Origin of the sequence: Moraxella catarrhalis (genome assembly GCF_001656295.1) — a bacterium.
Taxonomy (GTDB): domain Bacteria; phylum Pseudomonadota; class Gammaproteobacteria; order Pseudomonadales; family Moraxellaceae; genus Moraxella; species Moraxella veridica.
Map to the genome: position 1 here is coordinate 26,305 of NZ_LXHE01000007.1, position 22,260 is coordinate 48,564.

The following is a 22,260-nucleotide window of genomic DNA, read 5'->3' on the forward strand; positions in this document are numbered from 1 at the left end:
TCACGCTTCGCCTGCGACTGATTGACTTGCCAAGCCTGCTACCGCTATAATGCAATCCATTTCCCACCATTTGACACATGACATGCTTGATACTTACCAAAATTACGATCTGTCTTCGATGAATACCATGGCGCTGTCTTCGGTTGCAGATTCAGCGGTGGTGATTCACGATAAAGCCGCGTTGCCAACACTTAAGCTGGATCATACTTGGTTTGTGCTATCAGGTGGCAGTAATGTTTTGTTGCCAAGCAGGCTTCATGCTACCGTGGTTTTGCCTCGCATGATGGGCAGGCGTGTACTGTTTGAAGATGACAAAGAAATCATCTTACAGGTGCAAGCAGGTGAAAATTTTCATGATTTGGTGACCGATTGCGTGCATAAAGGCTGGTATGGGCTTGAAAATCTTGCCCTAATTCCAGGGCTTGTCGGTGCTGCACCTGTGCAAAATATCGGTGCTTATGGTGTACAACTTGAAGATGTGTTGGTTAGCGTACAAGTTTATGAATGGGCAAGCAAGCAGTTTAAACAACTGCCGAAGCAAGACTGCGCTTTTAGCTATCGTCACAGCATTTTTAAAGATGAACCAAATCGCTACTTAATTTGTGCGGTGACACTGCGATTACATAAAAACCCAACACGCATTCTAAGTAGCTATGGCGATTTGCACACATATGCAAAACAGCTGGCAAACAATGAAGGCCGGACTGCCATCACCACCACAGATGTGTATCATGCAGTCATCGCCATCCGCCAAAGCAAACTACCCGACCCAAAAGTTTTGGCCAACTGTGGCTCTTTTTTTCAAAACCCGATCATCTCAACAGAGCATTATCAAAAACTGTGCGTGGATTATCCAACTTTACCATGTTATCCTGTCACAAATGCTTCGGTTAAAGTGCCTGCAGGATGGCTAATTGACCAAGCCGGGCTCAAAGGTCAAGGCGTCCCGCCAATATTGACCCACGCCAAACAAGCGCTTGTTTTGACCAATCATGCACCGCTTAGCGCCACCCAAGAAGACATCAAAGCTGCAGCCGATGTCATTATCGCCGCAGTTTATCAAAAATTTGGCATCACCTTAGTGCGTGAACCTGTCTGGATCAATGCTGATGGCAGCTACAACTAACAGACCAAAAAAGCCAGCTTCCGCCCTACGGCGTATGGCATCAAAAGTCTTAAAAGTCGTCGTACTGGGCAGCGCTGTGATTATCATCGGTGCAGCAAGCGCTTTGACGCCTATTTTTGCTAATATTGGCGGCGGTCTGCTCAATCTGTATTCTGCCCTCACCCTACCTGCCGTTCAAGATGATGCCAAAAGTATCGTCGTGCTCGGTGGAGGATTGACCAAAAATCCAACTGGCGCAATCAGCTTAAACCACTTCACCCAAAGCCGTGCAGATGCCACCATTCTCCTACATGAGACGCATCCTTTGAGCATTATTACCAGTGGGGCTGAGTCACCATGGCTGCGCGACTATTTGATTGAGCACATCGGCAAGGCTAAGGCAGTGATCATTAATGAAAACGCCAGTATGAATACTTGCGAAAATGCCGTTTTTACTGCCAAATTACTCAGCTATCATGAGCTACCAACGACGGTGTATTTGGTGACAGATCGCTACCATATGGCTCGAGCGCGTCGCCAATTTGCCAAAGCGGGCATCGCTACCATACCTGCGCCTGCACCTCTTGCCATCAGTACCAGTTGGCAAAATCCTAAAGACAATTTGATCCATACGCGCCGCACCATCTATGAACTGGCAGCGCTGGCACGAGACATTGCCATTCCCCAAACCAATTGTCGTACCACAGATGAGATCAGCATCGAAGAGATCAGCACCCCTCGCCGTCAGCCGAAATTATTTTTATAGCCGTTTTTTATAGCTGCTTGGATTGATTTGTCATAAAAATCTTAGCATGATGACAGCCTACAATTCGCAATCGGCGCTCAAATATGACAAAATTGTGCCAATTTTTATAAAAAATCCTTGCATTTGTAAAAAATTCGTCTATAATACGACGCATTGGAAGCTTGGCAGAGCGGTTGAATGCACCGGTCTTGAAAACCGGCGTGGGTTCATAGCCCACCGAGAGTTCGAATCTCTCAGCTTCCGCCATTTTTTTATTAATATACCGCTTATGGAAGCTTGGCAGAGCGGTTGAATGCACCGGTCTTGAAAACCGGCGTGGGTTCATAGCCCACCGAGAGTTCGAATCTCTCAGCTTCCGCCATTATTAAAAACCGCCTATCTTATAGATTAGGCGGTTTTTTTGATTTTGCGTATTTTAGCTTATTTAACTTAATTAAATATACAAAAGCTTGTTTGGCATCATTTGCCAATTAATCAAGATTTTTTATGGAAAATTTGCTAAAATCATGGGCTTATTTAATCAGAATTTTTTTATTTTTATAATTTATCCATAGGCAATCGATGAATATTCAAGCAATTTTAAACGATAAAATTAAAGAGGCAATGATCGCAGCTGGTGCAGGCAGCGAGGTTGAGGCTTTGGTGCGTCAATCCAATAAAGCACAATTTGGGGATTATCAAGCCAATGGCATCATGGGTGCCGCCAAAAAACTGGGTATGAATCCACGAGAGTTTGCCCAAACGGTGCTTGATCATTTAAGCATTGACGATATCGCCGAAAAACTTGAGATTGCAGGCCCTGGGTTTATTAATATTTTCTTAAAAAATGAGTGGATATCTAAACATGCCAATCAAGCCAATATCAGTAGCACTTTGGGCGTAACCGCTACCCAAAATGATACCGTGGTGGTTGACTACTCCTCCCCAAATGTCGCCAAAGAAATGCATGTCGGTCATCTGCGTTCAACCATCATCGGTGATAGCGTCGTACGCACGCTTGAATTTTTAGGTAATACCGTTATCCGTGCTAACCATGTGGGTGATTGGGGTACGCAGTTTGGCATGCTCATCGCTTATCTTGAAAAGATACAAAATGATGATGTCAAGGATTTGGATTTATCTGATTTAGAAGCCTTTTATCGTGCAGCAAAACACGCCTATGACAGCGATGAAGCGTTTGCCGAAAAGTCTCGTAATTATGTGGTCAAACTCCAAAGTGGTGATGAGTATTGCTTAACAATGTGGCGAAAGCTTGTAGACATCACCATGGCACAATGTCAGCACACTTATGACCGCCTAAATGTTACCTTAACGCGTGATGATACCATGGGTGAGAGCCTATATAATCCGATGCTGCCCAAAATCGTTCAAACACTCAAAGACAAAGGCTTAGCGGTCGAAGATGATGGTGCTGCGGTGGTCTTTTTGGATGAATTTAAAAATAAAGCAGGCGACCCAATGGGCGTCATCATCCAAAAAAAGGATGGTGGCTATCTTTACACAACCACCGACATCGCCGCAGCAGCTTACCGCTATCACACACTTCATGCCGACCGTGTCATTTTGTTTACCGATGCACGCCAAACCCTACATGCACAGCAGGCATGGCTCATCACACGCAAGGCAGGATTTGTACCTGATGAATTTATCATGGAGCATTTTACCTTTGGTATGATGCTTGGCAAGGATGGCAAACCTTTTAAAACACGCACAGGTGGCACGGTTAAGCTTGCCGATTTGCTTGATGAAGCAATCGAGCGTGCAACCACCCTAATCGAGCAAAAAAATCCCGATCTTAGTGCTGAAGAAAAGCACGCTGTCGTTGAGGCGGTTGCCATTGGTGCGGTTAAATATTCCGACCTGTCTAAAAATCGCAACACCGATTATGTATTTGATTGGGATAATATGCTGTCATTTGAGGGCAATACTGCACCCTATATGCAATATGCCTATACACGCATTCGCTCGATTTTTGCGCGTGCAGGGCTTGATATGGCAGATATTGGCGGTGAGATTGTGATTCATGAAGATAAAGAGCGAGCCTTGGCGGTCAAATTACTTCAATTTGAAGAGGTGCTATTATTGGTTGCCAAAGATGGTATGCCACATCTATTGTGTCAATACCTATTTGAATTGGCGGGCATTTTCTCAAGTTTTTATGAAGCCTGCCCAATCCTAAGCTCTGATGATAAGACCAAGACCTCTCGCCTACTGCTTGCAGCACTGACCGCCAAAACCTTAAAACAAGGTCTTGATTTGCTCGGCATTAAGACCGTAGAAAAAATGTAAATCACTTTTTTCATCCCCTGATATCTTCAGGGGATGATCTTTAGAATGAACCCCTATAGCGCTCATGATTGCTTGCTGCCTTTACTGTTTTGGCGATATTTTGTGCTACAATCTTGATCAATCGGTTAACATCCAAGGTGTGATATGTATAGCGTACATCATGAGCCGCATTTTAGTAATCGCAACAATTGGCTGCGCGCAACTGTACTTGGCGCCAATGACGGCTTGATCAGCACTGCAAGCTTATTGATGGGCGTGGCAGCAGCAGGAACACAAAGCCAAACTTTGATTATGGCTGGCATGGCATCGCTCATCGCTGGTGCCATCAGTATGGCGGCGGGTGAATATGTATCGGTTTCCTCACAGTCGGATACCGAGCAAGCAGACCTACTCAAAGAGCAGCATGAGCTCACCCATAATCCCGAAAGAGAGCTTATGGAGCTCACCGAGATTTATAAGCGGCGCGGTCTTGATGCCAAGCTTGCTAAGGAAGTTGCGATCGCCTTGACGGAGCATAACGCACTTGAGGCGCACGCTCGTGATGAAATTAGGCTCAATGATGATACCGCAGCCAATCCGCTCCAAGCAGCCATCGCATCTGGCTTATCTTTTATCGCTGGGGCGGTATTACCTGTCTTGTGCGTGTATCTTGCCTCGCATGAGGTGCTGATCGGTGCCTTATGGGCGACGACGCTGATTGGACTGGCAGCACTGGGATATTTATCAGCACGCCTCGGCGGTGCCAAGCCCTTACCTGCTGCCATTCGCATTATCATCTGGGGCGTGATAGCCTTGGCAGCCACTCAGCTTATCGGTCAGCTTTTTGATGTGACTATGGCTTGATGAGCCTATAAATTTGGCATGAGCTAACATTGATCAACATCAGTCATGATGTTTATGCTTAATGTATCTGCGTTGGCAAAATCATGATTGATTTAAAATCTACTGCGCTTAGCATCCTTAAACCAATCAAAGCCAAGCATCGCCAAAACCACAGGAATCATAAAATACAGCACCTGAAACTTACCCAAGCCTATTAGTGATAAAACAGGCGCAGGACAAATACCCACCAAGCCCCAACCGACACCGAATATGGCAGCGCCAACGATGAGCGCTTTATCAATGTGCGCGGCGGTGGGTAAATCAAACTTGGCATCATGATATGTCCGTGAATGATGCACGGCAAGCTGAAAAGGAATGATGGCAACACCAATCGCCCCCAGTATGACTAATGCCAAGCTTGGATTCCACTCACCAAAAATATCCAAAAATCCAATCACTTTGGCTGGATTTGCCATACCTGACAACAATAGCCCTGCCCCAAATACCATCCCAAAAATCAGTGCACAGATATTTTTTATTTTAGTCGTCATATCAGCCTCGGAAATATCGCATCATAGCAACCGTTAAAATTCCCGTCAGCAAGAAAGTCGCAGTCGCAGCCATAGAGCGGCGCGACATCCGAGCCATGCCACAGATACCATGCCCGCTCGTACAGCCTGAGCCTAATCGTGTACCAACTCCAACGAATATACCTGCAACGCCCAGCAGCCAAGCAGGTGCAGTCAGCCTAATCTCACCCAGATCCACCAAACCAAACGCTCGAGACATCAAGGCGGCAGCCAAAGCAATACCGATCAAGAAGAACAAAGCAGCAGAGGCTTTGGTTTTAGGTAAAGTCGCCATCATGCCACTAATGCCCACGATTCTACCTGTGCTATAAAGATAACCGACGGTGGCAATGCCGATCAACACACCGCCTATCAGCGCCGATACATAATCATTCATTTGATTCTCACTGTTTTATAATTTATATTATTATAATATATATTTTTATATATTAATAGAAATTTTTTGCTGATTATGCTAGGATGGGCAAGATTTTTTATGGAAAAAATATGAAAGAGAGACTGCTTTGAGCGACATAAATTTTACACAGCTGCCTAAGGCTGTATCTGTACTAAAGCTGCTTGCCAACCCCGATAGATTAAAGATCGTTTGCGCGCTTGAAAGGCAGGCTTTGAATGTCGGTGAAATCGCGGCGCTGACCAATATCTTGCAGCCCACCTTATCACAGCAACTGGGCATTTTGCGTCAAAGCGGGCTACTTAGTACCAAAAAACAAGGCAAATTTGTCTATTATCAGCTTGCAGATGATAAAGTCATGCGCCTTATCGGTTCTTTGCATGAGCTGTATTGTCAGCTTTAATACCATCAAATAAAATCAACGATAGCGTTATAAATTGATCATCTTATCTGATTGATTTGGTTGATTGTTTAATTATTTTGAATTGTCTTAGTTATGAATAACTCCCAAGCTTTTATCAAGGGTTGCCAATCGGGACTACCTGTTGCTTTAGGCTATATTCCGGTGGCGATTGCTTTTGGTATGGCGACAACGGCTGCCGGCTTCCCAACTTGGATCATCATTGCGATGAGCGTATTCATCTATGCCGGCGCCAGTCAGTTTTTATTATTCGCCTCGATCATGAGCGGCGCAAGCGTGCTTGCCGTGGTAGGCTTATGTGCTTTACTTGACAGTCGTCACCTGCTGTACGCACCCTTGATGAAGCGTCATCTCAGATCAAGTGATGACATGATTTGGATTGCCCCGCTGATCACAGACGAAGTCTTTGCCACCGCCATGGCAAAATTAAAAGGTATTGACAATCAAAAGCCTTGGCTGATTGGACTGGCTGTCGTATCGTGGGTGTCTTGGTGGGGCGGTACCATCCTAGGTGTTTTTGGCGGCAAATTATTGGCAGACTATCCGGTGATGAGTGCCACGATGAATTTTGCTTTTGTGGCGTTATTTGTTTCATTATCCACACACGCCTATGTCAGCGAACCTAGATTTCGCCCTGCTTTGATCATTGCAGCAGTCATTGCAGCGCTGTGTGTGTCTGCTGATCATAGCGAAATTGCACTGCTTGTGGCAGGATTTGGTGGCGTTCTAGCGCATTTTTTATTAGTTAAATTATTGAATTATTAAGTCAAACTATGCTCAATGAATCTGGGTTTTATACGCTGCTGATAGCGGTTGTCTGTATGGCGATCTTGACCGCCCTTTCACGATCTTTACCATTTTTACTGCCTGATGATTCCGCCATCATTCGCTTTTTTACGGCTGAGAACTCGCCTTTTGCCCCCTTGGGCGGCGCGATTATCATTGGGATGACTGTGGTGCTTGCCATGCCATTTTTTACAGAGTCTGCGAATAATAGCCCGCTCATTGCCAGCATCTTGGGTATCGTGATGACCGTAATCGCCACCATCAAAGGCATCAATACTGGTATGAGCGTTATCATCGGTATGGCGGGATTTTTGGTGGGTGTGGGCATCGAAAAGTGGCTATTTTTATGATAAAAGCCACGATTTAACAAATACAAGTTAAACAAATATTAGCCAAACTAAGCGTATGCTGGTGATTTTTACCAATAATTTTCTACGGCAATATTACCGACACCACGACGATTCATGCTAAGCCCCTGCGCTTTGAGTGCTTCTTTGGTATCCTCAACCATTTGTGGATTACCACACAGCATGGCATGCGATTGGGTGTCGAGTGCTACCCCTGTTGTCTTGGCAAGCTCACCATGATCAATTAAGCTTGGAATACGCTCAGATAAACAGCCAGCGACTTTTTCACGCGTTACGATAGGCACATAATAAAAACGAGCAGGATTATCCACCAACCCCCCAAAGCGTGTTGCCAATGAATGAATTTTGTCTTGATACGCCAATTCACTTTGGGTTCGTGCACTGTATACAAGCACAATGTCATCATAGTGTTCCCAAGCATACAAATCCTGCAGAATGGATAAAAATGGTGCAAGCCCTGTCCCAGTTGCCAATAACCATAATGTTTTTGGCGTCGGTTCTTGATAGCGTGATAGCGTCAAAAACCCAAATGGTATTGTATTAAGATACAACTGATCGCCTGCTTGTAAGTATTGAAGCTGTGATGTAAACTCCCCATCAGCCACCACCACCGAAAAAAACTCAAGTGTCTCATCATACGGAGACGATACCACAGAATACGCACGAAAAATTGGACTGGCACTCTCAGATTTAAGCGTATCTTGACGCTTATCTTGATAATAAATCAGCTCATCTGCACATAATCCCAGCCGAACAAATTGCCCTGCCTCAAACCGAAAACCCTCAGGTCTGGTTGTCGTAAAACTAAATAAATTGGGCGACCAAACTGTCTTTGATAGCACCGTCAATGTCACTGCTTTGTCATCACTCATGATGTTCTCTTCACCATTATCATCTTAATCACCAATGTCATCTTAACAGACATTGGACTTTTATTGTGTATTTTGACTGATAATTTAGCTTTAGTCAAATCATCAGTCACGCATCAAATCCAAAAAACTGCCTTGATTGCCTTTAAAATTATCACTTGAAATATTAATAAATATTCTTATATAATAAATATAAATTAAATACTATCAATTTTTTTCATACAAGTTTTATCACAACCAAAAGGAAAATTATTATGGCTTTTAAAGACATGACAGGACAAAAAGTCCCAAATGCTGTATTTCATACACGCCAAGATGATCAATGGGTTGATGTGAACACTGATGAGCTTTTTAGTGGTAAAAAAGTCGTGGTTTTTTCATTACCAGGTGCCTTTACGCCGACTTGTTCATCAACACATTTGCCGCGTTATAATGAATTGGCAGATGAATTTAAAAAATTGGGCATTGATGATATTTTGTGCGTATCGGTGAATGATACCTTTGTGATGAATGCTTGGGCAGACGACCAAGAAAGCGACAAGATAACTTTAATCCCAGATGGTAATGGTGAGTTTACCGAAGGCATGAATCGTTTGGTTGGCAAAGAAGATTTGGGCTTTGGTAAGCGTTCATGGCGTTATTCGATGCTTGTTGATGATGGCGTGATTGTCAAAATCTTTGATGAGCCCGAAAAAGATGGCGATCCGTTTGAGGTTTCAGATGCTGACACCATGATCAAATTTTTAAATCCAGACTGGGAAGAGAAGCCATCTGTAACCATTATTACCAAGCCTGGTTGTGATTTTTGTGCCAAGGCTAAAGAGGCTTTAAAATCTCATGGCGTTGCATATGAAGAAGTTGTACTTGGTCGAGATGCCAGCATGACAAGTGTTCGTGCCATCACTGGTCATGAGACAGTGCCACAAGTCTTTGTTGGTGGCAAACGCATCGGCGGTTCAGAAGAGCTTGAAACTTATTTGGCAAGTGATGACTGTGCCGTTTAATTTTCTGACGATACGATAAAAAGAGCTTATGATTAAGCTCTTTTTTATTGTCAAGGTTTAACTTCAGTGATATGTCAAGATTTGGCATAAATGTAAATCAGCACTCATTTGGGTGCTGATTTACTGATAAATCGTAATCTTTATTACAGCATCACTGCTCGGGCAGCCATTTGCATCATTGCTTCTGGTAGTACACCAAAGACAACGATCAGCGCAGTGATAATCATCACCATGACTCCACCTGCCTTAACGCCCCAATGTTGGTGTGCATCAAACTCAAGATTGACTTTGGGTTTTTGGTACAGATTGACCAAAATACGCAAATAATAATACAAACCGATGGCACTACCCAAAATAATCATGCCAGCTGCCCAAAAGCGCACGCCTTGTACAGCTGCAAAGAACATGGTAAATTTGGTAATAAATCCTGCCGTCAGCGGAATACCTGCCAATGATAGTAGCATCACAGTCAGCACCGCCGTTAGAACGGGACGACGCCAAAATAATCCTTGATAAAAACGCAGGTCATCCGCTTCACCACTGATCGAAGTGCGTCCACGCTCACGATATGGACTTGACATAAGGGTGATTACCCCAAACGCTCCAATAGATGTCAGTGCATAAACTGCCATATACATACTCACCAAAGGTAAGCTGCCCGCTCCGATCGATAAAAGTGCAATCAAAGCATAGCCAATGTGCGCAATCGAAGAATACGCAAGCATACGCTTAATGTTATTTTGGCTGATTGCAAGCAAGTTACCCATTAAAATAGACAAAACAATGACAACAATCAAAATCGTGTCAAAAGCTGACATGGCGGTGGACATACTGCCCACAAAGAATCTGAGTGCAAGCGCCATCATAGCTACTTTACTTACACTTGCCAAAAAAGCAGCGATCGGTGCTGGCGCGCCTTCATAGACATCTGATACCCATGAATGAAATGGCGCTGCTGATAATTTAAATGCCACAGCTGCCAACATCATCACCGCTCCAACCACACTCAAGCTAGACAGATTGCCAACCAAAAGATTTCTTGCCAAATCTTTGAAGAATAAAGCACCTGTATCAGCAAAGATCAGCGCCATCCCCATGAGTAACGTCACGGAAGCTGTGGCAGACATGATCAGATATTTTAAACCTGACTCAAGCGATCTAGAGCGCAAGAAAGTGTATGCTAACATGCCATACATCGGCACAGACAGTAGCTCAAGCGACATAAAAAATGCCGCCAAATGCTCTGCGCCTGTCATCAGCATCGCCCCTAAGGTAGAGATTAGCATGAGCAAATACAGCTCATCTTTATGATCTTTTAATGTCTCAAAATAGCCATAAGCCAATGTACAACAAGCCAGCGCTGCGATCAAAATCACGCCCATATTAAAAATCGCAAAGCCATCAAAGACAAACAGCCCACCAAAAGATGCACCTGCAGGCACCAAGCCTAACGCTTGAGCGACAACTGCCAGTAAGGCAATGTTCAGACCTGCAACGCTGAGCGTTGCTGTCCAAAAATGAGAGCGCTTGACAGCAATGGCAATCATCACGATGAGTGCAGTGAGCGCCACCACCACAGCAGGCAGTATCGATAAAATAGATTCAAAAATCATAGGATTCATGATTATTCTCCCTGCTTGGTTTGGTGGTCTTGGTGGTGCTCATGACCTGCGTGATCATGATCGTGATGATGGTCAAACCCTTCATGATGATGCATACCAGCATCATACCGTTGACCATGCAGCTCATGGTGATGGGTGTGCATGTAATCGCCCATATTCCCTTCAATTAGGCGAATGCCATGCTTAGGCTCAGTCGCCATGGTCACATCATGGGCATAAGCACTTGCGATCCACTGCATCGATCCTTCGGATTTATCCATAACAGGCTGAGGATACAAGCCAAGCCACACCAATCCAATCGCCAAAGAAAGCAGCAGCGCCAATTCACGCTTGCCCAAATCTTTTAGCGTGCCATGATTTTGCTTCACCAAATCAAGCGTGGTATTTTGACCGAATAATGCACGATAAATCATAATCAAAGAATACAAACCTGCCATCACAAGGCTTGCTGTAGCAAGCGTAACAAAGATCGGATGTTTGGCAAAAGAACCAATCAAAATCAAAATCTCACCGATAAAGTTACCCGTACCTGGTATGCCTAACAATGCCGCGCTAAAGAACATGAGCAGCGGTGCAATATAGCGAAATTGACCCCACATACCGCCCATCAAAGTCATGTCACGCGTATGCAGGCGCTCGTATAATTGACCCGCCATGATGAATAGCGCCGCACTTGAAAGACCATGCGCAATCATCTGCACCATTAGTCCTTGTAATGAAATCAGACTGCCGTCATAAATTGCCAAAACAACAAAGCCCATGTGCGATACGCTGGTATAAGCCAATAGACGCTTAATATCCGTCTGCGCAAATGCCAAAAATGCGCCATAAAATACACCAATCATACCCAAAGTGATCGCCACCGGCGCAAATTCTGCTGAAGCATTTGGGAACAGTGGAATCACAAAGCGCAACAAGCCAAACGCCGCAGTCTTAATCAAAATCCCAGCCAAGTCTACCGAGCCTGCCGTAGGCGCCTGGGCGTGCGCATCTGGCAGCCAGCCATGCAAAGGGAAGACTGGTAGCTTAACAGCAAAACCAATAAAGAAGCAAAGCATGATGATGTATTCCCAACCACCCAGATCTACACCCAAGAGGTCATGATAATCAAAACTTAGCACCCCAGTTTGGCTAAAATGAATGATGACCAGCAATAAAATGCCAATCAGCATAATCAAGCCTGAGGCTTGTGTGTAAATAAAGAATTTGGTTGCTGCGTATTCTTTGGTCTTACCACCTGTGGCATTATGTCCCCAAAGTGCAATCAAAAAATAAATTGGCAGTAGCATCAATTCCCAAAAGAAGAAAAATAAAAACAAATCAATGGCTAAAAATACGCCAATCACGCCGCCTAGTGACCACAGCAGATTAAGATGAAAAAATCCGACACGGCGCTGAATTTCGCCCCACGAACAGCCCACCGCCATGATACCCAAAAACGCCGTCAGAGCAATCATCAGCAAAGACAAGCCGTCCATAGCCAAATGAAATTTAATGCCAAAACTTGGAATCCATGGCAGGATAAACTGCGCCGCCCAAGGTAAGGTCTCGCCACTGACAGGCGCATCTGTCACCAGTAGCGTATTAAAATTTCCTTGCTGCCAAAGCACCAAGGTCAAAATAAAAGTAATGATCATGCCGATCAGCGCAATCCAGCGCGGCAGTCGATCACTGACTTTTTCAATTAACCAGCACAGTAAGCCTGCAATAAATGGAATTGCGATCAATGCTGGCAGTATCCAGTTTTGTTCTAATGCCATGTTACACCACCACCATCAATGCTAAGATTAAAATAACCGCCAGACCTGCACCAAAGCCGATGGCATGAGTGCGCAAAAGCCCAGTTTGGGTTTTTGTTGTTAATTTATTACCCAATGATGCACCCAGAGGTAAGATATTAATTAGGCGATCAATCGGATCGGATTTCAAGATCTTGGTGATGCCCAAAAATGGCTTAACAAAAACAATGTCATACAAAGCATCAAAACCCAAACCATGATAACACCAATGATACAGCGCACCGCCTAGACGAGTTTGTTTGAAACTGTTAAGCAGTCTGCCTTGATTGAGCGCATATAACACCACGCCTAGCGCCAAACCTGCCGCCATAAATGCCATCGCGATATATTCAGCCGTATGTTTGGCATCTGCATTACCTGCTTGCTCAAGCAGCTGACCTGCGCCCAGCGGCAGCACATCATTCAATGGCGGAATGATCATCGCACCGATACCCGTTGAGAGCACCAATAACACAGACAAAGGTAGCCAATAAGAGATGCCTGAGAGTTTTTCGGCATGGGTTTTTTCTTCACCAAAAAAGGTGATCCATATCAAGCGGAAAGTATAAACAGAAGTCAAAAACGCGCCAAAGACACCTGCCCAAAATAAAGTCTGATAGCCACCGGCATAAGCTTCCCAAAGGATCGCCTCTTTAGAATAAAAGCCGACAGTCACCCAAGGCAGCGCTACCAGTGCGCCGCCACCGACGACAAAGCAGGCAAACACCAAAGGAATTTTCTTTGCCAGTCCGCCCATCTTAAAGATGTTTTGCTCGTGATGTACTGATAAAATCACCGCGCCAGAAGCTAAGAACAGCAGCGCCTTAAAAAACGCATGCGTCATCAGATGGAAAATCGCAGCTTGCCATGCACCAACGCCCAAAGCAATAAACATATATCCCAGCTGACTCATGGTTGAATAAGCCAAAATACGCTTGATGTCTGTTTGTGCCAACGCACAAAATCCAGCCACCAACATTGAGATAGCGCCAACGCCACCCACCCAATATAGTAAAATTTCAGGCGTTAAGATAAACACAGGATGCATGCGAGCGATCAAATACACCCCTGCTGTTACCATGGTCGCAGCGTGAATGAGTGCAGATACAGGTGTAGGACCTGCCATCGCATCGGCAAGCCAAGTGTGTAATGGGATTTGAGCTGATTTACCCCAAGCACCACCAACAAGCATCATCGCAGCCAGCACTAAGTTTGGGTTATTGACACCAAACATCTCAGGGGCACGCATGATAATATCGCTGATCGTTAGCGTGCCAAACTCACGGAATAATATAAACAGACCAATCGCCAAGAAGACATCACCAACGCGCGTCACTGTAAATGCTTTAATGGCGGCGCGTCCATTGGCACGCTCATGGAAATAAAATCCAATCAAAAGATACGAACAAATACCTACGCCTTCCCAGCCAAGATAAAGTAGCAATAAATTATCCGCCTGTACCAGCAATAACATACTTGCAACGAATAAATTCAGATAACTAAAAAATCTGGCAAATCCAGCCTCGCCGTTCATGTACCAAGAAGCGAACAGATGAATTAAAAAGCCAACGCCAGTGATGATGCCTGTCATAGTCAGAGTCAAGCCATCAAACAACAAGCCAAATGCCGGCGCAAATTCACCCACTTTTAGCCATGTCCACAAAGGAATATTAACCACCTGTCCTGAATAGTTTTGTAAATAATCCATAGATGCCATGGCAGCTGCAATGGCTGACAGCAGCATCGAGCCGACGCCCACGATGGTCGCCGCCATCTGAGAAAGGCGGTCGCGCAAGCTAGCTAAAATTAAAAATCCAATGAGTGGGCAAATAAAAGTCCACATCAGCATACTCATATCTTACCCCTTTAACTTATTGGCTTGATTGACATCGAGATTTCTAAAGCGGTGATAGAATTGGAGCAAAATCGCAAGTCCAATCGCCGCCTCAGCTGCCGCCAGTGTCAGCACAAAAATAAACATGATTTGACCATCAGCACTGCCCCACATATTGCCGCCGACTACAAATGCTAAGGCAGCAGAGTTCATCATAATCTCAAGACTCATCAACATAAATAAAATGTTTCGACGAGCCATCACACCCGCCAAACCGATGGCAAAAAGTAATGCCGATAAAATCAGCGCATGTGAAGCAGGGATGCCCAAGCCTGCCAATGCCACGCCCGCTTGAGCGCTTGCTTCATTAACTGCTGCTATGGTCATCAAAAACCCCCTTTGCGCTTTGTATGGTCTGTAAATACGGGACCATCTGGCTGATGATTGGCTACATGAGCACCATCTTCTGACTCTTGGTAGTGGCTAAAATTCTCATCATCAAGCGCTTTTTTGCCCAAATGGTATGCCGCAACCAACGCTCCAAGTAATAAAAATGCCGCTACTTCTACCAATAACACGTATTGGGTAAATAAGCTGATACCAACCTGCTTGGGATCAATGGTATTGCCGGATAAGGACACTGCTGCAGTTGGGGAGCTCAAAATAAATGCCGTCAGCACTCCACCAATAATCAGTGTCAAGCACACAGGTGTCGCCCAAGCGCTTGAGCTAAGCCAAGTTTTTTCTTCGCTCATGTCCGTGCCCAGATTGAGCATCATGATTACAAAGACAAACAGCACCAAAATCGCGCCAGCATAAACAATGACTTCAAGAACGCCTGCAAAAGGCGCACCCAAAATAAAGAAAATTCCTGCCACCGCTAAAAGCGATACAATCATCGATAAAATGGCATGGACAGGATTGGCGTGTGTCACCACCCTAAAACTGGCAAATACAGCCACTGCTGCCAGCGCATAAAAGCCAACCACATTGGCATCGCTGAGCCATTGTAATAATACATTCATCATGGTAATAAACTCCGCACATCAACCGGTGCCGCTTCATTTTGATGCGACCCTTTGGGTTGATTTTCGGTCGCCATCCCTGTTACTCGATAATAGTTATAATCAGGATATTTGCCGGGACCGGAGATAAGCAAATGCTCTTTTTCATACACCAGATTTTGGCGGTTATACTCACCAAGCTCAAAATCAGGTGTCAGCTGAATGGCGGTCGTCGGACAAGCTTCTTCACACATGCCACAAAACACACAGCGACTAAAATTAATTCGGAAAAATTCAGGATACCAGCGTCCATCTTCGCGCTCTGCTTTTTGTAAGCTGATACAGCCTACCGGACAGGCAACTGCGCATAAGTTACACGCCACACAGCGCTCATCGCCATCAGGATCACGCGTCAAGATAATCCGTCCACGAAAACGCGGTGGTACTGGTACCGGCTGTTCAGGGTATAAAATCGTGTCGCGTGGTCTGAGCGCATGGGTATTGACCATCCACATTGAACGGACGATACTAGCGATGCCAACTGCCGTATTTTTTAGAGTTGCAAGCATGATATCACATCCTTATTGTACGGAAAGTATGACGGCAGCCGTCACAAGCAAATTCACCAATGTTACCGGCAGACAAACTTTCCAGCCAAAATTCATCACCTGATCATAGCGTGGACGCATCAAAGAACCACGAGCCAAAACAAACAAGGTCATAAAAAATAACGTTTTGAGCATAAACCAAATCACCGGTGGGATAAAAGGTATCTCAAGCCCAAAAGGCGCAAGCCAACCCCCAAAGAACAAGCAAGTCATTAGTGCTGAAATGACGACCACATTGACATACTCACCAATAAAGAACATGCCAAACTTCATGCCAGAATATTCCACATGATAACCTTCGGCAAGTTCTTGTTCTGCTTCTGGCTGGTCAAAAGGATGCCGATGCGTCACTGCGACCCCTGCAACCACAAAGGTCAAGAAACCAAAAAACTGAGGGATCACATTCCAAACCACGGTTTGGGCTTCGACAATCTCACGCAGGTTAAATGACCCTGCCATTGCCACTACGCCCATTAAGGATAGTCCAAGAAAAACTTCATAACTGATGGTTTGGGCAGATGATCGAAGACCACCAAGCAATGAAAATTTATTGGCAGAAGCCCATCCACCAAACATCACTGCATACACCGCCAAGCCTGCCATGGCAAAGAAAAATAAAATACCAATATTCCAATCTGCCGCCCCTAAGGTTGGTGACAATGGAATGATGGCAAAACTTGCCAAAGCGGTAAACATGGCAATGGCAGGTGCCAATGTAAAGATCTTTTTATCGGCAAACTCAGGCGTCCAATCTTCTTTAAAGAAAATTTTTAACATATCCGCCACCAGCTGCAGCGACCCTTGCCAGCCGACACGGTTTGGACCATAGCGGTCTTGCCAAAGCGCAAGCATACGGCGCTCATAGACGATCATTAAAGCAGCAACCATCACCAAGCCAAGAAAAATGACCAGTGCCTGCACCACCAAAAATACCAATGACCAAACATCAAAGCTCATCGTATTGGTTAAAAATGAAGGTATCTCTGGGATAATACGAATCGTCATCACACGCTCTCCATGACTGGGGTGACGCGCACCGGTGTTTCACTCGCCTTAAATAAAGGATTGCGATATGTCTTTGAAAGATTTTTTAGGCTCGACACATAGCTTGGCTCAAAAATCTCTGCCACTGAGTCTGCTCGCTTAATTTTTGTTGGCACTCTAGGGCTCAGCGGCACGACGCCTGCGCCATAGCCAATGCATCCATCAGGAATGTATTCACTGATAATAACAGGTAGGACAATTTCCCCATAGACCGAATCGATCGCTAACAAATCCCCTGTGCGGACTTGCCAAAGATCAACGTCTTCTTTATTAACATACCAACCAGTCGGTTTTATTTGATTGGCGACAATTGGGCTACGGCTTGCCATCGCACTGGCACTAAATAGATTATGAATTGGGACAAGCCGCACCACGCCGTTAAAGACACTGGTATTTGGGACATCTTGGATCATTGAGCGCGACGAAGTATAGCTTTGGGTGGTTTTGGGCAAATGATCAAACAAGCGCACGCCCACATCGCCACCTTTGAGTTTACCGCCCACTTTATCTTGATATTTATTCCATGCCTGCGGCGAGTTCCAGCCTGCTGCCCAAGCAAATGGAATGCTGGCAGGATTGGTTTGAGTACCAACATAACCTTCCATAGAAAATGTCAAAGCGGTATCAAGATCTTTTGGCTGCATCGGCTCATGAACTGATAAAGGTGCGCGCAGTGCTGTACGACCAGAGTAGCGACGTGGCTCACGCGCGATCTTCAGACCCATAATCCGATAGTCCGCTGCTGGTGCAGCCTCTTGAATCAGTGCCAAATCATCGTGATGTGCCACGATGTCAGCAATCACTTCATCCAGATGTGCCGCACTGGCAGTCTTACCAGACTCATAAGCCAACGCATACAGCCATCTCCAGCCTTCTTTGATGTCACTGGTCGGCTCATAATATTTTTTATCATAAACTTGGAAGAAACGCTGTGCTCGACCTTCTGCCGAGACCAAAGTACCATCTGCTTCTGCAAAGCTGGCAGAAGATAGCACCATGGCAGCTTGGTCATGCCATGGATAGCTTTGATGATCTATAACGATCACCGTTTTATCTGCGATTTTCTCCAGTACATTAATGCCAACGCTTTGGCTTAGATCGTTTTCAAGCACAATCAGCACATCAAAATCTTCTGCCAAAACCTCTTCGATTGATCTGCCTCCAAGCAGCGACAAGCCGACACTATTAGCGGCAGGCAGTGCCAAATAAATCGCTGCAATCGGTGCAAAATGCTCATCAAGTGCCTTAGGCTGCGGCTGGCTGATTTGCGCTTGCTCGACCTTATCGGTTTGAGTGTCGGGATGTTCAGGCTTAGCTGCCAGCTGCGGGTCGTGACTTGGCATGTCTGCTGCATGAGCTTGCTCATATGCCGCCAATTCATCAGCGTTAGTTTTTTTGATGGCGCGGCGTTTATTGCTTAAAGCTTGAGAAACAAAGCCGGCGGCGTCAATAACCTGCGGTGATTGTAATGAAGTACCAGAGATAATCAGCGGCTGATTGGCAGAGACCAAATCCACAGCGATTTGATAAGCAAGCTCAAGCATCTGAGCGTCTGCAGCGATTTGGGGCTTTTGAAGATTATCCAAATGCACATCAAAGCTTTCGATAATTTCACCCACCAAATAGCCCAATCTTGCCACATCTTCGATGGTTGCCACGACAGAGACTTTGGCAATATCGTCCAGTTTGGTATCGACCACATCAACCACATAAATGGGGCTATACTCAGTTTGCCCGATACGCTTAACTGGTTCAGCAAGCCAATGATCTGTGCGCAAGGCAGTTGCCATGGCTTTGGCTTGATTTTTTGCTGCTTGGCGTACGGACAATGCCACACGGGCTGACGTTTGAGTGATGTCTTCACCCAAAATAAATACCGCGTCCGCCTGCTCAATTTGAGCCACAGAAGGATTATAAATATCTTGGTTACGCAAAAGCTGAACCGCCTGATCCGTCAAAGACTGCATCGCCATCGCCTGACCGGTGCTATATCGCGCATCACCCACCAGTTTTTTGAGTGCAAAATTATTTTCAAGACTGGTGTGGACACTACCGATGCCGATGACTTTTTTGTCTTGAATGATTTCAAGGACACGATCAAGTGCAGCATCGGCGCTCAGCTCAACTCTCCCTGACGGAGTGTTTTGATAAGGGCGGATGGGTCGATCCGCTCGGTTGACATAGCCATAGCCAAAGCGTCCGCGATCGCACAAAAAGTAACCATTCACGTCATGATTATAGCGGTTCTCGATACGACGGAGCTCGCCGTAGCGCTCGCCTGCTGAGATGTTACAGCCGGTGGAGCAGCCATGACAGACACTGGGCGCATACTGCATATCCCACTTGCGATTATAGCGATCAGAATGGGTCTTATCAGTGAATACACCTGTTGGGCAAACTTCAGTTAAGTTACCACTAAACTCACTTTCAAATTGACCGTCTGCTTCACGACCAAAATAGACGCGATTATTTGACGCATACACGCCCATATCTTCACCGCCGGCATAGTCTTTATAAAAACGTACGCAGCGATAGCAAGCGATACAGCGGTTCATTTCATGATTGATAAATGGACCTAAATCTTGGTTATGATGCGTTCGCTTGGTGAAGCGATAGCGGCGCTCACGATGCCCTGACATATAGGTCATGTCTTGCAAGTGGCAATGACCCCCTTCTTCACAAGTTGGGCAATCATGGGGGTGGTTGGTCATCAAATATTCAACAATGCGCTTACGAAATCCTTTGGCTTCTTCATCATTGACAGAGATGTACATATCATTGGTGGGCGCAACCATGCAGCTCATCACCAATCGTCCACGCCCTGCTTCATAATCTTCAGCACTGTTGTATTGCTTGACTGCACACTGACGGCACGATCCCACAGAACCCAAAGCAGGATGATAACAAAAATAAGGAATATCAATGCCAAGCGACAAACAAGCTTGTAATAGGTTATCGGTGCTATCAACCTCGACCGTCTTACCATCAATATGAATGACTGCCATCACTCGCTCCCCACTGCATCCACCGAGATTTCGGCTGAATTAATCTTATTGTCAAATTCATGACGGAAATATTTTAATGCACTCATCAAAGGCTCCATCGCCCCTGGCGCGTGCGCACAAAATGTCTTACCAATCCACAAATCGCGCGTCAGCTCAGACAGTTTATCGATATCTTCAGGTCTGCCTTCGCCTTTATCGATAGCATCTAGCATCTTCACGCCCCAAGGCAAGCCATCACGGCATGGCGTACACCAGCCGCAGCTTTCACGCTGAAAGAACTGTTGCAGATTTTTTGATAAACTCACCATATCCTGGGTTTCGTCCACCACCATCATCAGGCAGGTACCAAGGCGTGAGCCTGCTTTCATGATCGGTTCAAAATCCATCACCAAATCCAAATGCTCATCGCTTGCGGTCAAAAAGTCCGTACTGGCGCCACCTGGTAGCCATGCTTTGAGCTTCAGCCCCTCTTGCATACCACCTGCCAATTCAATCAGCTCTCTTGCGGTGTAGCCAAAAGGCACTTCCCAAAGCCCTGCATCCTTGACTCGTCCTGATACACCCATGATTTTGGTGCCCGGGGTGTCAGACTTGCCTTTGGCTTTTGGTAGATTTAAATACCAATCCACGCCATTGATCATAATCGCTGACATATTATTGAGCGTCTCAACATTATTGACGACTGTGGGTCTGCCCCACGCTCCCGAGACTTGGGGAAATGGCGGCTTGGTGCGCGGGTTGGCACGGCGACCTTCTAGGCAATTGATGAGTGCTGTCTCTTCACCGCAAATATACCGCCCCGCTCCTGTGTGCACATGCAGCTCAAAATTAAACTGGCTGCCTAAAATGCCCTCACCCATCAAGCCATGCTCATGCAGCTCTTTGATCGCGGCTTCAAGTCGCTTGGCTGCCAAGATGTATTCGCCACGAATAAAGATATAACCCACCGACGCACCGATGGCATAGGCACTGATCAGCATCCCCTCAATCAGCTGAAATGGCAAGCGCTCCATCAATAGGCGGTCTTTGAATGTGCCAGGTTCCATCTCGTCAGCATTACAAATCAAATACCGCACACCTCCATCTGGTGGCGTCATAAACGTCCATTTCAAGCCTGCGTTAAATCCTGCCCCGCCGCGGCCGCGCACATTGGCATTTTTGATCATCTCGCCCACTTCTTTGGAGGTTTTACTTAGGGCAATTTTTAGACCGTCAAAACCTTTTAATGCCAAATAATCAGCCAGCTTTAAGACAGCATCTTGATGAAATAAACGCCAAGTTAAGGGATGAGTCTCACAAGTCGGCTCTTGACCTTCTGCTAAGCCCACGCCATAGATCGGTATGCGCTGACGATTGAGCTGACTTGGGGCAAGCCCCTCTTTGCGCGCCTGTATCTGCTCTGCCACGCTCATCATGTTGGTTGTCATAGATATTGCTCCAATAACAATGGCACATCCTGTGGTGTGACCGACCCATAAGTATCTTCATCAATCAAAATACTGGTGCCTTTATCGCAATTACCCAAGCAGCAGATCGGCAGCAAGGTAAATCTGCCATCAGGGGTTGTCTGCCCAAACTCAATACCCAAGGTGCGTTTAAATTCGTCCGACAAAGCCTCATAACCCGTCAAGTAACAAGCGATCGAATCACAAATCAAAATCACATGGCGACCCACTGGGCTGCGATAAATGCGATTAAAAAATGTCGCCACCCCCTCAACATCTGCCACACTGATACCAAGCATATTGGCAATGGCGGCCACTTGGGCATCATTGACCCAGCCATGGCGTTTTTGCACCAGTTTTAGGGCATCAAGCACCGCTGCACGTGGCTGTGGATAATGATGAATGTGATGATGAATGCCGTCAATTTCTTCAGCAAGCAAAATACTATAAATATCAACCGTTGGGGCTTTATCAGTTAGGATTTTCATTTTCGTACCATGTTAATT

At 45.6% G+C, this 22,260-nt stretch carries 21 protein-coding genes and 2 tRNA genes; 10 read left to right on the top strand and 13 right to left on the bottom strand.

The features are described 5' to 3' along the window. Nucleotides 1-49 precede the first annotated feature (49 nt). From murB to AO382_RS03905, 6 genes are all read left to right on the top strand, one after another. On the top strand, nt 50-1,126 hold the full coding sequence (murB, locus tag AO382_RS03880) for a UDP-N-acetylmuramate dehydrogenase (protein ID WP_064618357.1): 1,077 nt from the start codon (nt 50-52) through the stop codon (nt 1,124-1,126). After that, entirely contained in the window at nt 1,110-1,871 is a 762-nt protein-coding gene (locus AO382_RS03885) for a YdcF family protein (RefSeq protein ID WP_064618473.1), read from the top strand. The genes murB and AO382_RS03885 overlap by 17 nt, the downstream gene beginning before the upstream one ends. A gap of 155 nt (nt 1,872-2,026) precedes the next feature. Further along, nucleotides 2,027-2,117: transfer RNA gene (locus tag AO382_RS03890), tRNA-Ser, on the top strand. Nucleotides 2,118-2,141: 24 nt separating this feature from the next. After that, a tRNA-Ser gene (locus tag AO382_RS03895) sits at nt 2,142-2,232 on the top strand. A 200-nt stretch (nt 2,233-2,432) separates the two neighbouring features. Beyond that, nucleotides 2,433-4,160, top strand: a complete 1,728-nt coding sequence (argS, locus tag AO382_RS03900) for an arginine--tRNA ligase (RefSeq protein ID WP_064618359.1) — start codon at nt 2,433-2,435, stop codon at nt 4,158-4,160. Between the two features lie 144 nt (nt 4,161-4,304). After that, complete coding sequence (locus AO382_RS03905) at nt 4,305-5,003, top strand: VIT family protein (RefSeq protein WP_064618361.1); 699 nt, start codon at nt 4,305-4,307, stop codon at nt 5,001-5,003. Nucleotides 5,004-5,095: 92 nt separating this feature from the next. Here AO382_RS03905 and AO382_RS03910 read toward each other — a convergent pair whose 3' ends face one another. Both AO382_RS03910 and AO382_RS03915 read right to left on the bottom strand, forming a co-directional pair. Further along, nucleotides 5,096-5,521 (bottom strand): YeeE/YedE family protein, encoded by a 426-nt coding sequence (locus AO382_RS03910; protein WP_064618475.1) that lies wholly within the window; start codon nt 5,519-5,521, stop codon nt 5,096-5,098. 13 nt (nt 5,522-5,534) lie between these two features. Beyond that, nucleotides 5,535-5,948: a YeeE/YedE family protein gene (locus AO382_RS03915; RefSeq protein ID WP_064618363.1), complete on the bottom strand. Its 414-nt coding sequence runs from the start codon at nt 5,946-5,948 to the stop codon at nt 5,535-5,537. Nucleotides 5,949-6,075: 127 nt separating this feature from the next. On the opposite strand from AO382_RS03915, the gene AO382_RS03920 reads away from it, so the two are divergent. From AO382_RS03920 to AO382_RS03930, 3 genes are all read left to right on the top strand, one after another. Beyond that, complete coding sequence (locus AO382_RS03920; RefSeq protein WP_064618365.1) at nt 6,076-6,369, top strand: ArsR/SmtB family transcription factor; 294 nt, start codon at nt 6,076-6,078, stop codon at nt 6,367-6,369. 93 nt (nt 6,370-6,462) lie between these two features. Further along, nucleotides 6,463-7,152, top strand: coding sequence for an AzlC family ABC transporter permease (locus tag AO382_RS03925; protein WP_064618367.1), 690 nt, complete (start codon nt 6,463-6,465; stop codon nt 7,150-7,152). Nucleotides 7,153-7,160: 8 nt separating this feature from the next. Then, nucleotides 7,161-7,523 carry an AzlD domain-containing protein gene (locus tag AO382_RS03930; protein ID WP_064618369.1) on the top strand — a complete coding sequence of 121 codons (363 nt, stop codon included), beginning with the start codon at nt 7,161-7,163 and terminating at the stop codon, nt 7,521-7,523. Nucleotides 7,524-7,591: 68 nt separating this feature from the next. On the opposite strand, the gene AO382_RS03935 is transcribed toward AO382_RS03930, so the two are convergent. Further along, nucleotides 7,592-8,413 (bottom strand): ferredoxin--NADP reductase, encoded by an 822-nt coding sequence (locus AO382_RS03935; protein ID WP_064618371.1) that lies wholly within the window; start codon nt 8,411-8,413, stop codon nt 7,592-7,594. A gap of 251 nt (nt 8,414-8,664) precedes the next feature. Between AO382_RS03935 and AO382_RS03940 the strand changes: the two genes are divergently transcribed. After that, a complete protein-coding gene (locus AO382_RS03940) occupies nt 8,665-9,414 on the top strand; it encodes a glutathione peroxidase (protein ID WP_064618373.1) in 750 nt (249 codons plus the stop codon). 143 nt (nt 9,415-9,557) lie between these two features. On the opposite strand, the gene AO382_RS03945 is transcribed toward AO382_RS03940, so the two are convergent. Genes AO382_RS03945 through nuoE form a run of 10 tightly spaced genes read right to left on the bottom strand, consistent with a single transcriptional unit; the run spans nt 9,558 to nt 22,242 of the window. Further along, entirely contained in the window at nt 9,558-11,036 is a 1,479-nt protein-coding gene (locus AO382_RS03945) for an NADH-quinone oxidoreductase subunit N (RefSeq protein ID WP_064618375.1), read from the bottom strand. Nucleotides 11,037-11,038: 2 nt separating this feature from the next. After that, nucleotides 11,039-12,796, bottom strand: a complete 1,758-nt coding sequence (gene nuoM, locus AO382_RS03950) for an NADH-quinone oxidoreductase subunit M (RefSeq protein WP_064618377.1) — start codon at nt 12,794-12,796, stop codon at nt 11,039-11,041. 1 nt (nt 12,797) lies between these two features. Continuing rightward, complete coding sequence (nuoL, locus tag AO382_RS03955) at nt 12,798-14,669, bottom strand: NADH-quinone oxidoreductase subunit L (protein ID WP_064618379.1); 1,872 nt, start codon at nt 14,667-14,669, stop codon at nt 12,798-12,800. 3 nt (nt 14,670-14,672) lie between these two features. Continuing rightward, nucleotides 14,673-15,035 carry an NADH-quinone oxidoreductase subunit NuoK gene (gene nuoK / locus AO382_RS03960; protein WP_114800442.1) on the bottom strand — a complete coding sequence of 121 codons (363 nt, stop codon included), beginning with the start codon at nt 15,033-15,035 and terminating at the stop codon, nt 14,673-14,675. Beyond that, nucleotides 15,035-15,676 (bottom strand): NADH-quinone oxidoreductase subunit J, encoded by a 642-nt coding sequence (nuoJ, locus tag AO382_RS03965; protein WP_081261360.1) that lies wholly within the window; start codon nt 15,674-15,676, stop codon nt 15,035-15,037. Before nuoJ ends, nuoK begins: the two co-directional genes overlap by 1 nt. After that, complete coding sequence (nuoI, locus tag AO382_RS03970; RefSeq protein ID WP_064618381.1) at nt 15,673-16,221, bottom strand: NADH-quinone oxidoreductase subunit NuoI; 549 nt, start codon at nt 16,219-16,221, stop codon at nt 15,673-15,675. The genes nuoJ and nuoI overlap by 4 nt, the downstream gene beginning before the upstream one ends. A 12-nt stretch (nt 16,222-16,233) precedes the next feature. Further along, the gene (nuoH, locus tag AO382_RS03975) at nt 16,234-17,265 is read right to left on the bottom strand and encodes an NADH-quinone oxidoreductase subunit NuoH (protein ID WP_064618383.1); all 1,032 of its coding nucleotides are present in this window, start codon (nt 17,263-17,265) and stop codon (nt 16,234-16,236) included. After that, entirely contained in the window at nt 17,265-20,309 is a 3,045-nt protein-coding gene (gene nuoG, locus AO382_RS03980; protein WP_064618385.1) for an NADH-quinone oxidoreductase subunit NuoG, read from the bottom strand. Before nuoG ends, nuoH begins: the two co-directional genes overlap by 1 nt. Beyond that, a complete protein-coding gene (locus AO382_RS03985; protein WP_081261362.1) occupies nt 20,309-21,721 on the bottom strand; it encodes an NADH-quinone oxidoreductase subunit F in 1,413 nt (470 codons plus the stop codon). The genes nuoG and AO382_RS03985 overlap by 1 nt, the downstream gene beginning before the upstream one ends. 11 nt (nt 21,722-21,732) lie before the next feature. Further along, complete coding sequence (gene nuoE / locus AO382_RS03990; RefSeq protein ID WP_064618387.1) at nt 21,733-22,242, bottom strand: NADH-quinone oxidoreductase subunit NuoE; 510 nt, start codon at nt 22,240-22,242, stop codon at nt 21,733-21,735. Between the last annotated feature and the right edge of the window lie 18 nt (nt 22,243-22,260).

What these genes read in the sequence shown, in the direction of transcription:
- AO382_RS03925 (WP_064618367.1), top strand. Translation starts at nt 6,463, where the DNA reads ATGAATAACTCCCAAGCTTTTATCAAGGGTTGCCAATCGGGACTACCT.
- AO382_RS03985 (WP_081261362.1), bottom strand. Translation starts at nt 21,721, where the DNA reads ATGAGCGTGGCAGAGCAGATACAGGCGCGCAAAGAGGGGCTTGCCCCA.
- murB (WP_064618357.1), top strand. Translation starts at nt 50, where the DNA reads ATGCAATCCATTTCCCACCATTTGACACATGACATGCTTGATACTTAC.
- AO382_RS03940 (WP_064618373.1), top strand. Translation starts at nt 8,665, where the DNA reads ATGGCTTTTAAAGACATGACAGGACAAAAAGTCCCAAATGCTGTATTT.
- nuoH (WP_064618383.1), bottom strand. Translation starts at nt 17,265, where the DNA reads ATGACGATTCGTATTATCCCAGAGATACCTTCATTTTTAACCAATACG.
- AO382_RS03905 (WP_064618361.1), top strand. Translation starts at nt 4,305, where the DNA reads ATGTATAGCGTACATCATGAGCCGCATTTTAGTAATCGCAACAATTGG.
- AO382_RS03945 (WP_064618375.1), bottom strand. Translation starts at nt 11,036, where the DNA reads ATGAATCCTATGATTTTTGAATCTATTTTATCGATACTGCCTGCTGTG.
- nuoG (WP_064618385.1), bottom strand. Translation starts at nt 20,309, where the DNA reads ATGGCAGTCATTCATATTGATGGTAAGACGGTCGAGGTTGATAGCACC.
- AO382_RS03915 (WP_064618363.1), bottom strand. Translation starts at nt 5,948, where the DNA reads ATGAATGATTATGTATCGGCGCTGATAGGCGGTGTGTTGATCGGCATT.
- nuoL (WP_064618379.1), bottom strand. Translation starts at nt 14,669, where the DNA reads ATGAGTATGCTGATGTGGACTTTTATTTGCCCACTCATTGGATTTTTA.
- nuoK (WP_114800442.1), bottom strand. Translation starts at nt 15,035, where the DNA reads ATGACCATAGCAGCAGTTAATGAAGCAAGCGCTCAAGCGGGCGTGGCA.
- argS (WP_064618359.1), top strand. Translation starts at nt 2,433, where the DNA reads ATGAATATTCAAGCAATTTTAAACGATAAAATTAAAGAGGCAATGATC.
- nuoI (WP_064618381.1), bottom strand. Translation starts at nt 16,221, where the DNA reads ATGCTTGCAACTCTAAAAAATACGGCAGTTGGCATCGCTAGTATCGTC.
- AO382_RS03930 (WP_064618369.1), top strand. Translation starts at nt 7,161, where the DNA reads ATGCTCAATGAATCTGGGTTTTATACGCTGCTGATAGCGGTTGTCTGT.
- nuoE (WP_064618387.1), bottom strand. Translation starts at nt 22,242, where the DNA reads ATGAAAATCCTAACTGATAAAGCCCCAACGGTTGATATTTATAGTATT.
- AO382_RS03885 (WP_064618473.1), top strand. Translation starts at nt 1,110, where the DNA reads ATGGCAGCTACAACTAACAGACCAAAAAAGCCAGCTTCCGCCCTACGG.
- AO382_RS03935 (WP_064618371.1), bottom strand. Translation starts at nt 8,413, where the DNA reads ATGAGTGATGACAAAGCAGTGACATTGACGGTGCTATCAAAGACAGTT.
- nuoJ (WP_081261360.1), bottom strand. Translation starts at nt 15,676, where the DNA reads ATGATGAATGTATTATTACAATGGCTCAGCGATGCCAATGTGGTTGGC.
- nuoM (WP_064618377.1), bottom strand. Translation starts at nt 12,796, where the DNA reads ATGGCATTAGAACAAAACTGGATACTGCCAGCATTGATCGCAATTCCA.